13 protein-coding genes, 1 tRNA gene and 1 pseudogene are annotated in these 15,524 nt (G+C 53.0%); 11 read left to right on the top strand and 4 right to left on the bottom strand.

The window, feature by feature from the left end; all coding sequences use genetic code 11:
- Window positions 1–202, bottom strand: a pseudogene (locus T363_RS16450) (helix-turn-helix domain-containing protein); the annotation flags it as partial.
- A gap of 350 nt (window positions 203–552) precedes the next feature.
- On the opposite strand from T363_RS16450, the gene T363_RS0109200 reads away from it, so the two are divergent.
- The 6 genes from T363_RS0109200 (at window position 553) to T363_RS0109165 (ending at window position 10,132) form a co-directional block, all read left to right on the top strand.
- Entirely contained in the window at window positions 553–1,818 is a 1,266-nt protein-coding gene (locus T363_RS0109200) for an ISL3 family transposase (RefSeq protein WP_161645959.1), read from the top strand.
- A gap of 233 nt (window positions 1,819–2,051) precedes the next feature.
- Window positions 2,052–2,555, top strand: coding sequence for a sigma-70 RNA polymerase sigma factor region 4 domain-containing protein (locus tag T363_RS0109195; protein WP_031475210.1), 504 nt, complete (start codon window positions 2,052–2,054; stop codon window positions 2,553–2,555).
- 646 nt (window positions 2,556–3,201) lie between these two features.
- A complete protein-coding gene (locus T363_RS0109185) occupies window positions 3,202–4,089 on the top strand; it encodes a phosphoadenosine phosphosulfate reductase family protein (protein WP_034972081.1) in 888 nt (295 codons plus the stop codon).
- Window positions 4,090–4,238: 149 nt separating this feature from the next.
- Window positions 4,239–8,663: an S-layer homology domain-containing protein gene (locus T363_RS0109180; RefSeq protein WP_031475207.1), complete on the top strand. Its 4,425-nt coding sequence runs from the start codon at window positions 4,239–4,241 to the stop codon at window positions 8,661–8,663.
- A gap of 95 nt (window positions 8,664–8,758) precedes the next feature.
- The gene (locus T363_RS0109175) at window positions 8,759–8,992 is read left to right on the top strand and encodes a helix-turn-helix domain-containing protein (RefSeq protein ID WP_051643196.1); all 234 of its coding nucleotides are present in this window, start codon (window positions 8,759–8,761) and stop codon (window positions 8,990–8,992) included.
- 138 nt (window positions 8,993–9,130) lie between these two features.
- Window positions 9,131–10,132: a site-specific integrase gene (locus tag T363_RS0109165; RefSeq protein ID WP_031475205.1), complete on the top strand. Its 1,002-nt coding sequence runs from the start codon at window positions 9,131–9,133 to the stop codon at window positions 10,130–10,132.
- A 115-nt stretch (window positions 10,133–10,247) separates the two neighbouring features.
- On the opposite strand, the gene T363_RS0109160 is transcribed toward T363_RS0109165, so the two are convergent.
- Window positions 10,248–10,321 (bottom strand) — tRNA-Gln (locus T363_RS0109160).
- Between the two features lie 250 nt (window positions 10,322–10,571).
- Window positions 10,572–10,940: an ArsR/SmtB family transcription factor gene (locus tag T363_RS0109155; RefSeq protein ID WP_031475204.1), complete on the bottom strand. Its 369-nt coding sequence runs from the start codon at window positions 10,938–10,940 to the stop codon at window positions 10,572–10,574.
- A 214-nt stretch (window positions 10,941–11,154) separates the two neighbouring features.
- Between T363_RS0109155 and T363_RS0109150 the strand changes: the two genes are divergently transcribed.
- Complete coding sequence (locus T363_RS0109150) at window positions 11,155–11,373, top strand: cation transporter (protein WP_031475203.1); 219 nt, start codon at window positions 11,155–11,157, stop codon at window positions 11,371–11,373.
- 100 nt (window positions 11,374–11,473) lie between these two features.
- Entirely contained in the window at window positions 11,474–13,357 is a 1,884-nt protein-coding gene (locus tag T363_RS0109145; protein ID WP_031475202.1) for a heavy metal translocating P-type ATPase, read from the top strand.
- A 97-nt stretch (window positions 13,358–13,454) separates the two neighbouring features.
- Here T363_RS0109145 and sigK read toward each other — a convergent pair whose 3' ends face one another.
- Window positions 13,455–14,150, bottom strand: a complete 696-nt coding sequence (gene sigK, locus T363_RS0109140; protein WP_031475201.1) for an RNA polymerase sporulation sigma factor SigK — start codon at window positions 14,148–14,150, stop codon at window positions 13,455–13,457.
- A gap of 185 nt (window positions 14,151–14,335) precedes the next feature.
- Between sigK and yajC the strand changes: the two genes are divergently transcribed.
- From yajC to scfA, 3 genes are all read left to right on the top strand, one after another.
- Window positions 14,336–14,668 carry a preprotein translocase subunit YajC gene (gene yajC, locus T363_RS0109135; RefSeq protein ID WP_031475200.1) on the top strand — a complete coding sequence of 111 codons (333 nt, stop codon included), beginning with the start codon at window positions 14,336–14,338 and terminating at the stop codon, window positions 14,666–14,668.
- Between the two features lie 62 nt (window positions 14,669–14,730).
- Window positions 14,731–15,144: a TIGR04086 family membrane protein gene (locus T363_RS0109130; protein WP_031475199.1), complete on the top strand. Its 414-nt coding sequence runs from the start codon at window positions 14,731–14,733 to the stop codon at window positions 15,142–15,144.
- Window positions 15,145–15,157: 13 nt separating this feature from the next.
- The gene (gene scfA, locus T363_RS15605) at window positions 15,158–15,301 is read left to right on the top strand and encodes a six-cysteine ranthipeptide SCIFF (RefSeq protein WP_078096990.1); all 144 of its coding nucleotides are present in this window, start codon (window positions 15,158–15,160) and stop codon (window positions 15,299–15,301) included.
- Window positions 15,302–15,524: the final 223 nt, after the last annotated feature.

Below are 15,524 nucleotides of genomic sequence, written 5' to 3'. Positions count from 1 at the left end.
CTGACACACAGGATTTCCCGGACATTACTTGGGATACTAGTTCTAGCCGTTCTTCTGGTGTCCAGTTCCTATTGAAATTTTTGTGTTTCAGTGCTTCTGGACCGCGGCTATCCTCTGTTCTTACCCATAGTCTCACTTTATCTCGAAAGGATTTATCGCTAATACCTTCTGGCGTTTCTGGCCATTTTCCTTCTCGATACATTTCTACACATTTCCTTTTATACTCATATGTGTACCGCATAATAATACCCCCTCTACTGGGTGTCCAGTAAAGGGGGTACATATCATATCCCGATAATGGGATACCCGTTTTTTTGTTGACTGTATTGCTTTTCTAGAAAATACAAGAAAAAAGTGGCTCAATCCTTTTTCTTGTGGGGTTGATGTGAAGTAGGGTATGCGTGCGTGGAGGCCCCCGTGCTGGTATGCTTTTCCGTAGCAATCAGCACGGGAGGCTCCGCCATGCAGTACATTCATTTGCCCTCTGGCCTAACTGGATTTCGTAACTCCAAGACCACCATAGAGGTGGCCCAGTCAGGCCGGGAGGTCTACTTGCTGCATGGAGAACCGGAACGGGGCGAGGCTCCGTCCTGCCCTGAGTGCGGTCAGAAAATGCACATCCACGGGAGCAGGATCACCATGCTCCGGCACCTGTGCTTTGGCTCTCGCCTTAGCGCAGTCAGCTTTGAGAAACGGCGGTATCGCTGTCCTTGCTGCGGTCATACGGAGATGGAGAGCGTCCCATTCAAGGCGGACGGCCACAACATCACCCGTGAGCTGTTGCAGTTCACAAGGGAGCTTCTGGCTTACGGGTTTACCAACAAGGAGGTATCTGAATTGACTGGCCTCGGCAAAAACACGGTGAAAGAGATTGACCTGCAACGGCTCAAGGACAAGTACACGGTGGACGGCAAGACCCTCATAAAGCCTGAGAAACAGGCCCGTTTCCTCAGCGTGGACGAGTTCAAGCTGCACAATGGCTATAAGTACGCCTCCCTCATCATCGACATGGAGAGCGGGCATATCCTGTGGCTCTCACACGGCAAGCGCAAGCGTACCGTCTATGACTTCATAGATCATGTAGGCGAGGCGTGGATGGACGGCGTGGAGGCCGTTGCCTGTGACATGAACTCGGACTTTCAGGAAGCCTTTGAGGAACGCTGCCCCCATATCCAGCCCGTCTTTGACTACTTCCATATTGTGAAGAACTTCAACGAGAAGGTTGTTGGTGCCATCCGCAAGGACGAGCAGCGGCGGCTTGCTGCCGAAGGGAATACAAGGGCCGCTGCCGCACTAAAGAAAACCAAGTACATTCTCACTTCGTCCAAAGACACCCTGCGCCGCAAGGACGAGGAAGCCGCTGAGGGCAAGATCATCTCCCGTGGTGGAGAACTATTCCCCCAGCCTGTTGTTGTCCGCAAATCCGGCTATGTCCAGCGGTACGAGGAACTTATCCGGGAAAACCAGCTTTTCTTTACTCTGGACATCATCAAGGACAAGCTGGCAAGTGCCTACAAGCAGACGGACGAGGCGGCTATGGCGGAGGATATATCCGACATCATGGATATCTGCGCCGTTACGCAGAACAGGCACTTGCTCTGGTTCCGCCGTATTCTCGACGAGCATTTTGAGGGCATTATCGCCCACGCTACTTTCAATATCTCCGCTGGCAGGATTGAGGGTATTAACAACAAAATCAAGACCCTGCGGCGCAAGGCCTACGGCTATCCTGACGACGATTACTTCTTCTTGAAGCTGTTCGATGTCAGCCGGAAACCCTACATCAGAAATCCTTCATCCCACAACTTTTATGATTGACCCAAAAAAGTTTGAAAGTATATCAATTATTAAAGGGTCTCAACCTGAAAAAACTTTTTTCTTCTAAAGCTTTGGTTATGAGCCCCACATATAGCAGACTGCTATAAGTGAGGCTTCTTTAATTTCCTGTTGTTAAGCTTAAACTACAAATTTCTACAATACTGGCAATCCTACATCGCAAAATATCCGTAGTCTCCAATTTCAAATTCACATTTGAGATTGGAGGCTTTGCAATGAGAAAATGGAAAAAAGAACGTAATTACAAGCGAATCCGTGATAAAAACGGGAATGTTGTTGCAAATATCATTACGGTATTCGGCAAAGATGTTGTTGTTTCAAATGAAGTGTTCGATGTGTACTCTGCTATGGATCGGCGAGCACGCTACATAACAGATGATGCTTCACATAATAAGGAAGTGTCGCTGGAACGATTGTATGAGGACGGTATATATCTTGAGCAGATTATTCGCGAGCAGATTATTCGCGAGCAGATTATTAGCCCTGAGGATTGTTGTATTGCAAAGGAGCAGCAACAGCTTGAAGCAGAAAGGCTGCACCGACTTCCCTGTGCTATCAGTGCATTATCAGAATCAGATCAACAGCTTATTCACGCATTGTTTTTTGCAGGAATGTCTACAAGGGCGTATGCGCGAAGCATTGGTGTTTCGCAGCGGACTGTCATTAAGCGCCGAGATCGTATATTAACGACATTGAAAAATATTTTGGAAAAAGTCTGATTGTGTGGGTATTCACTCCATTGTTTTTTCGGGGGAATAGTGAGAGGAAAACTTCTCACTGCCCTTTGAAAACCGAACAAACAGGCATCAGGTACAATATCAGCGCAAGGAGCTGCGGTTAGGGAATCGCGAACTGTCGGATAGCTTTCGGCATGGCGAAGATATGCGCAGATAATAATGAGACTCTCGCCCAGTCACAGTCCGTGCGTTCAAAGCGTCGCAGGCAATGAGGGCGGCTGCATGAGAACCATGCAGGGGTGCAATTCCCGTGGAGCCGGTACGCTGCCGGCCGCTTGATGCTTCCCTGTGCAGTGGGGTGTCGTGGACAAATGACTGCATAAGAAATATGAGGTGATGATACATATGATTGCATGAAATAATGGTAGGCAAATACAGGACAGGCCGGAAGCACTTAAACTTCCGGCCTGTTTCCGTCAATACGGTTTTGAGGAAATACAATGAAATGGATCAGTGTAAACAAAAAATTACCGAATAAATACTCTAAGGTGCTCTGCCTGTACCCCAACGGCAAAATGGACGTGCAGTTATACCTTGGTAAAGAAAGCTTCCGACATGAGCTTTACGGGGATTGCATCTTTTGGGCAGAAACACCGCCCAAACCAAAAGCATTTTATGGACGTAAACATTGACTTGGGACAAGGAACAGCAAGCGATCGACCGGCTGCGGCTCGCGGCGCAAATGAGTGAAGTCTATTACGGGCAGCCATTGGTGATAACAACAAGCGGCGGCAAGGACAGTGATGTGTGTCTGTACCTTGCCGCCGCTTCTGGTATCTGCTATGAAGTGCAGCACAACCACACCAGTGTGGACGCGCCTGAAACCGTATATCATGTGCGGGAGCAGTTCCGGCGCTTGGAGTGGGCCGGTGTGAAGTGTACCGTCAACTACCCGGTTTACAAGGGTATGCCGGTCAATATGTGGACGCTCATTCCGCAAAAGCTGATGCCGCCTACGCGGACGGTGCGATATTGTTGCGCTGTGCTCAAAGAACAGGGTGGTACTGGACGCATGATTACGACCGGCGTGAGGTGGGCGGAAAGTGCAAGCCGCCGCAGTAAACGCGGTATTTATGAGAGTATGCCGCACGATATGAGCAAAAAGGTCATTATCAATAACGACAATGATGATAAACGGCGGTTGTTTGAAAACTGCAAATTGCAGGCAAAGCGCATCTGCAATCCGATCATAGACTGGACAGACCGGGACGTGTGGGAGTATATCCTTGCAGAGAAAATCCCGGTCAACCCACTCTATGCCTGCGGTTATCACCGTGTCGGTTGTATCGGCTGCCCGATGGCCGGACGGAAAATGCGGCTGCGTGAGTTTGGACGGTATCCAACGTATCAGCGCGCTTATCTCCGCGCGTTTGATAAGATGCTGGAAATGCGTGCTGCACGCGGCAAGCTGGATGGTTCATGGCGGGCTGGGACGACCGGCGAAGATGTATTCCGCTGGTGGCTGCAAGATCGCAATATTGTCGGACAAATGAAGATAGAGGGCTTTGAAGAATAAAGCTCCAAGGCAAGTACCGTGTGGAAACCCGCACGGTTTTTTCATAGATAAAATTTTCAGGAAAGAGGGTGGTTCCCATGTGCTGTTCAGCGCATGGCGTACCCATGCAACAGTTAGAAATCAATCCAAGACAGAATGGAGTGTGAAAAATGGGGTTCTGGAAAAAACGTGTAAAACGGGCTGCGTCGATGGGACTTGCTTTGCTTTTGTCAGCGTCGGCATTACCAGCCACGGCCTTTGCTGCGTCGGAAAGCACGCTGGCCGAGGTCACGGCCAAGTTCCTTGACGCGGAAAATGGCAAAGAGATCACCGCGCCGGAAACGTACCACGTCACGCATGAGGAACGGCAGCCGCAGGAGATCGAAAATTACACCTACGTTGATTACACGGAAAGCGTCGAGTACGTCTACTCGCACAAGGATTTGACCTATATCGTCGGCTATCCGGACGAAAGCGTCCGGGCAGACGCACCCATGACCCGCGCGGAAGCCGCGACCGTGTTCTACCGCCTGTATGACGGTGAGTATCCTGCCTTTACACGCCGTATGTCCGACAGCACGTTCGAGGACGTGGGAACCGGCCATTGGTTCTACAAGAAAGTGGAAACGCTGTACAACATCGGCATCGTGGACGGTACAGGCGAACACAAATTCTCGCCGGACGAGCCGGTGACCCGCGCCGAGTTCGCGGTCATGGCCGCGCGTTTTGCCGGTCTGGATTACGAGGGCGGCAACGTCTTTGATGATGTTCCGGTCGGCCACTGGGCGTACAGCTATATCAACGCCGCAGCCAATGCAGGCTGGGTGGAAGGTTACCCGGACGGCAGCTTCCGGCCGGACGAGCCGATCAGCCGCGCCGAGGTCGTGCGTTTGGTCAACGGCATGATTAACCGCAGCGTAACGCTGGACAAGCTGAAAGCGCTCGGTATCAAATGTCCGTACAACGATCTGCCGGAAACCCATTGGGGCTATTGTGACCTGATGGAAGCGACGGTATCGCACAGCGCGGAGGAATGGCACGGCCTGTCCTACCGCGACGGCAAATACAATATCATCATCGAGAAGTTTGTGGATATGAGCGGTAAGGAGCTTGCCGAGACCGTCACGACGGAAGGCAAAGCTGAGAACGCGCCCAAGGCTATCCCAGCTTACGAGTACCGCGGCTATATCCGCACGGTGGTGTATCAGTACACCAATGGCGACGCAATCCCGTCCATCGAAAAGACGGCGAACGTCAAAACGGCGAATGTCGGGGATACCCTGACCTATGAGGTTATGATGTCCAACAACAAAGCCGCTTCGTCCGCATGGAAAGAAGTCGTGCTGACCGACGCCATCCCGGACGGCCTGACGTTCGGGGACAGCAGCGTGTATGTCGATGGCAAGTCCGCGGAGCACAGCTTCAAGGCGGGGGTGCTGTCCGTGCCGGTGGGCGATATTGCGGCCGGTCAGACGGTTACGGTGACCTTCAAAGCCAAGGTTAGCGCGGATATGTACAACCAGACGATTTATAACACCGCCGTTGCCGAGGGCAAGAACGGTATCGTCAAGGACGAGGACGGCAACGAGACCGGCAAGTATGAGGACACGGACGACGGTGTGTATATTAACAAGGGCGACACCGCGCCCTACGTCACTAAGACAGCGGACAAGCCCGTTGCCAAGGTTGGCGATAAGCTGACCTACACGGTCGCGCTCGGCAATGTGGCGGGCGCGGTCTACGAGATCGAGAACGCGGCCATGACCGATGCGCTTCCGGCCGGGCTGGATTTTGTGGACGGCAGCGTGCAGCTCGATGGAGTGACAACGAAGTATTCTTTCGACCATGCAAGCCGCACCCTGACCGTTCCGCTGGGTAGCATCGCCCCAGCGACGGAAAAGATGGTCACGTTCTCTGTGACGGTCAATGATGCCGCCTACGGCAAGACGATTTACAATACGGCAGTGCTTTCCGGCGATAATATCCCGGACACTGAGGGCAAGGACGACGGCGTTTCGGTTGGCGACGGCAAAGCCCGTCCCAGCATCGAAAAGACGGCAGACAAGTCCTCTGCCAGCGTGGGCGACAAGATCACCTACACGCTGACGCTATCCAACAGCGAGACCGCGACTGTGCCGGTGCAAAACGCGGTGGTGACCGATGTGCTCCCGGACGGTCTGACGTTCGAGTATGGCTCGGTCATGGTGGATGGCAGTACAGTTAGTTCATACACCTATGAGCAAGCGAGCCGCCTGCTGACCGTGGGTGTCGGCAGCATCGACCCGGACACCAGTCGCACGGTTTCCTTTGTGGCGACGGTGAACGAGGATGCTTATAACACGACCATTCAGAACCTTGCGACCCTGACCGCGGATAACACCGAGCCGGTGCAGGATAAAGACGATGGGGTTGTGGTCGCGGACGGCCGCACTGACCTGTCGGTTGTAAAAACCGTGGACAAATCCAGCGCCAAAGTGGGTGACAAGCTGACCTACACGGTACAGGTCTCCAACGGTGCGGGCGCACAGGTCAATATCCGTGACGCAGTAATGCAGGATACTATCCCGGACGGCCTGACCTTCTACGGCAACGTCACGGTGGATGGTTATTCTGCTGCCTATCAGTATGACAACGCCAGCGATACTCTGACCGTATCGCTGGACAGCATTGCGCCCGGTCAGACCAAGACGGTCTGCTTTGATGTGCTGGTGAACAGCGACGCCTACGGCATGACTATTAAAAATACAGCGGTTGTCTCCGGCAGCAATACACCGGATGGCGAAGCGACGGACGATGGTGCCACCATCGAGGACGGCATGCCGGACGGCCACGCGGGAGCAAAGTCAGCCAATAAAACAATTGCTCATGTTGGAGACACGATCACTTACACGATTACACTGAAAAATGGTGCGCTTGCTACCGCGGATTGGACGGATGTAACCGTGCTGGATGTGATTCCTGAGGGTGTGACCTTTGCGGGCAACGTCCAGAAGGACGGGCAGGCGACGACGGAATATGCCTATGACACCGCGCTGCGCACCCTGAAACTCACGCCTTATGCAATCGCACCGGATACGCAGGCGGTGTACACCTTTGATGTGACCGTAGATGAGGGTATGCAGGGCAAGTTTATCGTCAATACAGCGGTGCTGCATGATGGTGAGGATGCCACGCCGCTGCCGGACGCAGGCGTGCAGATCGACGAGGGTGAAGCTGACCCGGTTGTCAGAAAGTCCGCCAATGTGACCCAAGCAAATGTTGGAGATACGATTTCGTATGAGATCACGGTCAAAAACGGTGATAAAGCTACCGCACCTTGGAAAAACGTCGTGGCGCATGATACGCTTCCGGCGGGTGTAAAGCTCATTGGCAATGTGTATCTGGACGGAAAAGTCGCGCTGCACAAGCTGAGCGGCAATGCGCTGTCTGTGCTGGTGGGCGATCTCGCGGCAGGCAAGAGCGTGACCGTGACCTTTGATGTACAGGTGTTGGATACGGCAGCCGGTACGATGCTGCAAAACAGCGTGGGCGTGTCTGGTGACAACGGCAGCGGCACGGCAACCGACGACGGCGTGACCGTCCCGGGGGTGGAGCCGCAAAACCCTACTGACCCCACCGGCTTTTATGTCACGAAAGACGTAGACAAGACGGTGGTGAACGTCAGCAAGGGCGCGGCCGACGAGCAGAAAACGGCGACTTTTACGATCACGGTTGGCAACAACGGCAAGGAGACATGGAAGAACGTCGTGCTGAAAGATACGCTGGATACGTCAGTGGTGACGCCTGTGCTGCAGGATAACGTCTATGTAGACGGTGTACTGAACAGCAAGTGGAGCTTTGCAAACAAGGTGTTTACCTTGGAGCTGGGCGACATTGCGCCCGGCGCGTTCCGCGAAATCAAGCTGACCATGCAGTTCAAGGCGGATGCGGGCGGCAAGACCTATGTCAACTACGCGACCGGCGCAGGCGATAACGGCAATGCGACCGGCCAGTCGCCGGAGGTGGAGATCGTCAGCGCGGTGGATGAACCGGTGACGGATATTCATTACCAGCTATTTGATGGCTATTCGGGCGGCAAGTGGCGGCCGGGCGACCGCATTTCCTTGCAGGAAGCGTGTACCGTGGCGTATCGCCTGATTTCCGACGGCGGCAATACTTGGCTGGAGCGCGGCTCGGTGACTGTGCCGGACTATGAATACACAATCCCGGAGGAAGCGAAGTATTTTGTCTCCATCGGTGTGCTGCCTGCCAGTGTGTTCGATACCACGCAGATGACCGAGGATGAAGATTATGAGATCAACTATGAGATTACGGAAAATGGATATCTGCGCATCTGGGCAACGGCGGCGCAGCTCAATACGCTGGTGAAGTATGTTACGGGTGCGAACGCCGGTGTAAGCGGAGATGTGTCCCGATTGACGTTTGCCAATGTCATCTGCCAGCTTACCGGACGGGATACCAGCCCGGATACCACAGGTTACAGCGGCAATATTCAGTATTACCCGGATGTCACTTCGTCTGTCGATCTGGTGACCGAGGTTTCGCATGAGCACGATTATATGCTGGATGCGGACAGCAACGAATATTGGATTTAAGCGAAAGTAAAATAAGGAAATCCCCCGTTTGCGAAAACGGGGGATTCTTTGAACTCGCTGCTATTGGCAAATCAAATGTCTTGCGGTAGGAAATCATGAAAGAAGATTCGTTTGCAAACCTGCCTGATATTTTAACGATAGCTGATTTGCAGACGGCGCTTCGCATTGGCAGAAGCACCGCTTACAAACTCATACAAGATAATCAAATTCCCTCGTTCCGAATTGGCAAGTCCATCAAGGTTTATAAGCGTTCTTTGGTTGAATATATCGAAAAGGCGCTATATAATGAGGGTGAGTTGATAGGCAGCCATTCATCGGAGGAGCGATGAATGGTTATGAATGCTGCCTTGTATGAAAAGCACGGAAAATATTACATTTCCGTTTCATGGACACAAAGTGGAAAACGATACCGCAAAAGTCGGACAACAGGCCTTCCCGTGAAAGGAAATAAGCACAAGGCGTAAGCGATGGCAGATGCGTTTTTGAAAGAAATGCAGGAAAAAGTCACCGAAGGCTATGTCGATATTCTCTTTTCGGAGGATATGAAGCAATGGCTGGAAAATGTGAAATTCCAGATTTCCGAGTCCACCTATGAAGAATATTACCGCCAGATACACAACCGGATTTGTCCGTGGTTTGAAGGCAAAAAAATTCGCCTATGTGAGCTCAAAGCCTATCACATAGACGAGTTTTATCGGATGAAAATGCAGAAAGACGGCATCAATGCAAAAACTGTGCATCGGTATCATGCCAACATCAGAAAAGCATTGCAGCGTGCGGTCAAACTCGACATGATCCCATCCAATCCGGCGGACAGGGTCGATCTCCCAAAGGTCAAGAAGTTCTGCGGCAGTTGTTACACCCCGGAAGAATTGCAGCAGTTTTTTGCCTGCGTAAAGGGAACAAAATTTGAGACAGTAGTTTTGCTTGCTGGGTATCTGGGTGTGCGCGAGGGCGAAGCCTGTGGCCTGCAATGGAAAGACGTCGATTTTGAAAGGAATGTCCTTTGCATTCGTGGTTCGCTGAAAATGCACGACAAGTACAAGGACCTGTATTACGGTGAAACCAAAACCGAGTCCAGTTATCGTACCCTTCCGATTCCGCAAAACCTTGCGGTATATTTGCGACAGCTTAAGAAGAAACAGCTCGAGCAACGGATGCTGGGTGGGTCAAGCTATAACCGGAAGCGGGAGGGTTTCGTATGCGTAGATGCGATGGGGAACATCAAAGTATATTTCCCTGATCTTTTTCAGAAAAATGAACTTCGCAGAATCCGGTTCCACGACCTGAGACATTCTTGCGCAACTTTGCTGCTCGGAAATGGCGCCACTTTGAAGCAGGTTCAGGAGTGGCTGGGGCATCACAGTTATGTGGTCACGGCGGACGCATACGGCCATGTTTTGGCAGAATCCAAGCGCGAAATGGCCGATACGATGTCGAAACTTTTGGGCAAAGAGCGGGCCGTTTGACGGCTGAAAAAACGGGTTCGAAAAACCGTTTGACAGACATCAAAAATCTGGGGATTCTGAGAGCTGCAAAAGTGATGAAAAAAGCAGCTTTTCATCAGAAAAGCTGCTTTTTAGGTGGCAGCCGAAGAAGGATTCGAACCCTCACAAACAGAGTCAGAGTCTGTCGTGCTACCTTTACACAATTCGGCTATTGATTTGTGCCGCAGTTCCTTGCGACTTTTACAGTATATCGCAAAAGAAATATAAAGTCAAGCGTTTTTTTCAAATTCTTTTAGATTTTTACCGGATAGCCGAACAGACAGGAAAAACCGGCAGGTTTTGTTTTGCGTAGCCGGGACGGATCGGTATTCGCAGCGGTGTACCGCAGGGGGCTGGATGCTTTGGTAAAGTTTCGCTGCTTTGCTTACCCTGTTCTATGCGGTGCTGTCGGAAAGAGACATTATTTCTGCATATCATCCTTGGGGCAGGAAATTTCCATCATTTTTTCGATCATGCGGTGCAGTGCCTGCGCCTGAATGGTATCAGCTGCCCGGTAATAGACCTCTTTTCCGTCCCGGCGGCTGACCAGAAGGTTGCTGGAGCGCAGCAGCCGCAGATGATGTGACACAGCAGGCGGCGTCATATCCACCATGGCAGCCAGTTCGGTGCCGCAAACTTCGTAATGGCACAGCAGCCAGAAGATCCGCAGGCGGCTGGCATCGCTAAGCAGCTTAAAAAGACTGGAAACAGTTTGGAAATCCGCCAGCTGAGGGTTTTTCTCGGAATGATCCGTGGGATGGTATCCGTTTGGCAAATGGGGGGATGGCATGAGAACCCTTCCTTTCTGTGAATCCAGTATACCATAGCGGCGGAGAATTGCAAACAGCCGATTTGCTTCGCCAGTGGGGAAGGAGGCGATAAAAAGAGTTAGGCAGTTATTAAAAATAGCAAAGAGGGGTTGACTTCGGTCTGCCAAGCTCGTATAATGTAAACATAAACAATTAAGTAAACTTTTAATTGATTGCCTGAGGGGAGTAATAATCATGAAAAAAACCTATCAGATCGAAGTGGATTGCGCCAACTGTGCAAACCTGATGGAACAGGCGGCGAACAAGACAGCCGGCGTACAGAACGCGGTGGTAAACTTCATGACCCAGAAGATGATCGTCGAGTTTGCGGAGGGGCAGGATCCCAAGACAGTGATGCAGGATGTATTGCGCGCCTGCAAAAAGGTAGAACCCGACTGCGAGATCACACTGTAAGTGTGCTGCGCCTCATCCGGCTGCGGCGGGTGGGGCGCGTTTTGAGACACTACGATTAAATAAATGTTTAATCGTATAAGAGGAAGGAGACAATACACTGATGAATAAAAAGCAGAAAAAAATGCTCCGCCGGATCCTCCTTGCGGCGGTTATGGTGATCGTTCTGGGAATTCTTCCTGTTGCGGGGCTACCCCGGCTGGTATTGTATTTGCTGACCTATTTGGTGATCGGATACGACATTCTGAAAAAGGCCGGCAAGGGTATTTGGAACCGGCGGGTATTTGATGAGAACTTTCTGATGGCGGCAGCAACTGTCGGCGCGTTTGCCTTGGCCATTTATACCCGTAGCGGGGATTATACCGAAGCGATTGCGGTTATGCTGTTTTATCAGATTGGTGAGCTGTTTCAGAGCTATGCGGTGGGCAAAAGCCGCAGGAATATCAGCGCGCTGATGGATATCCGTCCGGATTATGCCAATATCGAGCGGGAGGGAACATTGGAGCAGGTGGATCCTGACGAAGTGGCGGTAGGCAGCGTGATCGTGGTGCAGCCCGGTGAAAGAATCCCGCTGGATGGCGAGGTGGTAGAGGGATGTTCTACACTCAATACCAGCGCCCTGACCGGTGAGAGTCTGCCGCGTGAAATTCAGGTGGGCGAAACGGTCATCAGCGGCTGCATCAATATGACCGGCGTACTCAAGATTCACACCACCAAGGCTTTTGAAGAATCTACGGTTTCTAAGATTTTGGATCTGGTGGAAAACGCCAGCTCCCGTAAATCCAAATCCGAAGATTTTATCTCCAAATTTGCCCGCGTGTATACGCCCGCTGTCTGTTATGCAGCGCTGGCACTGGCATTGGCGCCACCGCTGGTGCAGCTGCTGATGGGTGCAGCGCCGGCTTGGGGCACATGGCTGTATCGCGCGCTGACCTTTTTGGTCATCAGCTGCCCTTGTGCGCTGGTCATCAGTATTCCGCTGAGTTTTTTTGCCGGGCTTGGCGGCGCCGGCAAGGAAGGTGTGCTGATCAAGGGGTCAAATTATCTGGAAACCCTTGCGCATACCCGATATGTGGTATTTGACAAAACGGGTACGCTGACGCACGGTGTTTTTGAGGTCGATGCCGTGCACCACAATCAAATGGAGCGGGAGCGGCTGCTGGAATATGCGGCGCTGGCGGAAAGCGCCTCCTCCCATCCCATCAGCAAAAGCCTGCAGCGTGCGTATGGCCGTGAGATCGACCGAAGTCGCGTAACAGATATTGAGGAGATCGGCGGCAACGGTGTGACTGCCAAAGTGGATGGTATCGTCGTGGCAGCCGGCAACGACAAACTGATGCGCCGTATGGGCATTGAGCCGATCCACTGTCACCATATCGGCACCATTATCCATATGGCTGTGGATGGAGCGTATGCAGGACATATCGTGATCTCCGATGTGGTCAAGGAGCACGCGGGACAGGCGGTTCAGGAACTCAAGCATGTCGGCGTAAAGCAGACCGTGATGCTGACCGGTGATGACAAGCGCGTGGCGGAATCCGTGGCGGCGGCGTTGGGCGTTGATCAGGTTTACGGCGAACTGCTGCCTGCGGATAAAGTGGCCAAGGTGGAGGAGCTGCTCGCGCATAAGGGCGGGAAGGAAAAACTGGCTTTTGTCGGTGACGGCATTAATGATGCGCCGGTGCTGTCCCGTGCGGATATCGGCATTGCGATGGGCGCGATGGGATCGGATGCTGCGATCGAAGCGGCAGATGTGGTGCTGATGGATGATGATCCGCTCAAGATCGTCAAAGCGATTCGGATCTCGCGCAAATGCATCGGTATTGTGTACCAGAATATCGTGTTTGCGCTGCTGGTCAAGTTTACCTGTCTGGTGCTGGGCGCTGTGGGGATGGCAAATATGTGGCTTGCCATATTTGCGGATGTGGGTGTGATGATTTTGGCCATCCTCAACGCTATTCGCGCGTTGTTTGTTCATAAGCTGTGACCGGCGGCGCCGGTTTGGAAAACGGCCCGACCGAAAAAACAGCGCCCTGCGTGAAACCTGCACGCAGGGCGCTGTGCTTTGGGGAGAGGAAATACGGCTATGGCGTTTCACGCAGCGCGGCTCGCAGCTTTTCCAGCGCGCGCTTTTCGATGCGGGATACATACGACCGTGAGATACCAAGTTGTTTGGCGATTTCGCGCTGGGGCAAGGGGGCGGGTAGGCCGAGGCCATAGCGCAGACGGATAATATGGCGTTCGCGGGGTGAAAGGCTGGCGGACAGCGCACGGTGCATGGCGCGGTAGCGGTCGCATTCGTCCACGGCGGTCAGACCCTCGTCCTCACAGCAGATCACATCCTGCAGCGAAAGGGCGTTGCCGTCCCCGTCGGTTTCCAATGCATCCGAGAGCGACAGCTCTCCGGCGGATTTGCGCTTTTGCCGGAAATACATGAGCAGTTCGTTCTGGATGCATTTGGAGGCATAGGTCGCCAGCTTGATTTTTTTATCCGGCCGGAAGGTCCCCACTGCTTTGATCAGGCCGATCGTGCCGATCGAGAGCAGGTCGTCCTGCTCGGCGCTGCCGGCATAATACTTTTTTACAATGTGCGCCACAAGTCGCAGGTTGTGTTCGATAAGCAGATCGCGGGCTTGCTCGTCGCCCTGCTGCAGACGCTGCAGCAGGGCGGCTTCTTCTTCGGCGGAAAGCGGCTGCGGAAAGCATCCGTCCGTGCCCTGTACCCGCAGAACGAAAAAGAACAGGGCACCGCCGAGGGTGAACAGGGCGGGAAACAGCATAACAGGCACCTCATTTCCGTAATGATACCGATACCCTATGCGGTCGGCGGGCTGTCCTATGCGGCAACGGATACGGTATTTCGAAAAAACGGTGGATAACCGACAAAATAGGGGCTTGTAATTTGGATATCGATTCGATATAATAGATAAGAATATATGGCAGAATGCACGAGGAGGTGTAAAGGATGCCGAATGCACAGAACTACTTAGCCGTGATCGGGCAGTTTGCACCGCTGGTGCTGATGATCGTTTTGTTCTATTTCCTGCTGATCCGTCCGCAGCGCAAGCGCGATAAGGCGGAGCGTGAGATGCGTAATTCCATCGCAGTAGGGGATGAAATCTCTACGATTGGCGGTTTTATCGGCCGTGTCGTCAATATTAAGGACGATGTGCTGACGATTGAGTCGTCGAACGACCGCACCAAGCTTAAGATCTATCGCTGGGCGATCCGCGGTAAGGAAGCGCCGGCGGCCGAGTCGGTCGAAGCGCCCAAGGAAGCCGAGAAGGACGCCAAGTAATAACCCGGTATCTTGCCGAATAGGATGAAATACCAATTATTCGGCGGGAGGATGCGTAAGTGATGAGAAAGACCAATGAGGGCAGCTCGCCCGCCGGTATTTTGCTGCCGGCTGCGGCGGCAGGCCTGTTGACAACCCTGCTTTTGATGCTGGTCGGGGCGGTGCTGGTGCATCGCGTGGTTCTGCCGGAAGGGATGATCGCACCGTGTGCACTTGCCTTTTTGGCAACCGGCTGTGCGCTGGCGGCACTGCTGGCGGCAAAGCGTGCGCCCGGCGGTAAGCTATTGTGGGCGGTCGGAGCCGGCGGTCTGGTTTTTCTGATCCTGCTGGCGGCAGGTGTTGCACTGCTTGCCCAGCCGGTCAATCCGGTACGCGTGGCGGTCAGTCTGCTGTGCATGCTGGCAGCCTCGGCGCTCGGCGGTCTCGCCGGTGCCAATATGCGGAAAAAGAAACGGTACAGTCATACGAAAAAGTAGGAGGGAAAAATCCATGAAGCATGTATCCACCCTGACTTCTGCTACCCTGAAGCAGACGGCAGCACACGGCGGCTGCGGTGAGTGCCAGACTTCCTGCCAGTCCGCGTGCAAGACCTCTTGCACCGTGGCAAACCAGAAGTGCGAGCACGCGAAGTAAAACTGCACCTGACCCTGAGGCGGCGCTTTCGGCTGAAAGCCGCTGCGGATGGAAAAAGTGTGGAATGAAAACCTGTGAACATTGCTCAGACTGCCGTTTCCACTGTGTTGCGGCAAGGCGTTTTGTGCCGCGGGTTTTGTGGAGATGGCTGCGGTGCAGCCATTTTCCATGCAAAAGCGCGTGATACGCGAAATGAAAAAATGGACAAAGGCGCGCGGCTCCG

The sequence above is a fragment of the Agathobaculum desmolans ATCC 43058 genome, assembly GCF_000701665.1.
Lineage (GTDB): Bacteria > Bacillota > Clostridia > Oscillospirales > Butyricicoccaceae > Agathobaculum > Agathobaculum desmolans.
Note: the sequence above shows the minus strand (reverse complement) of the source record. Positions and strands in the feature narration are given on the sequence as shown.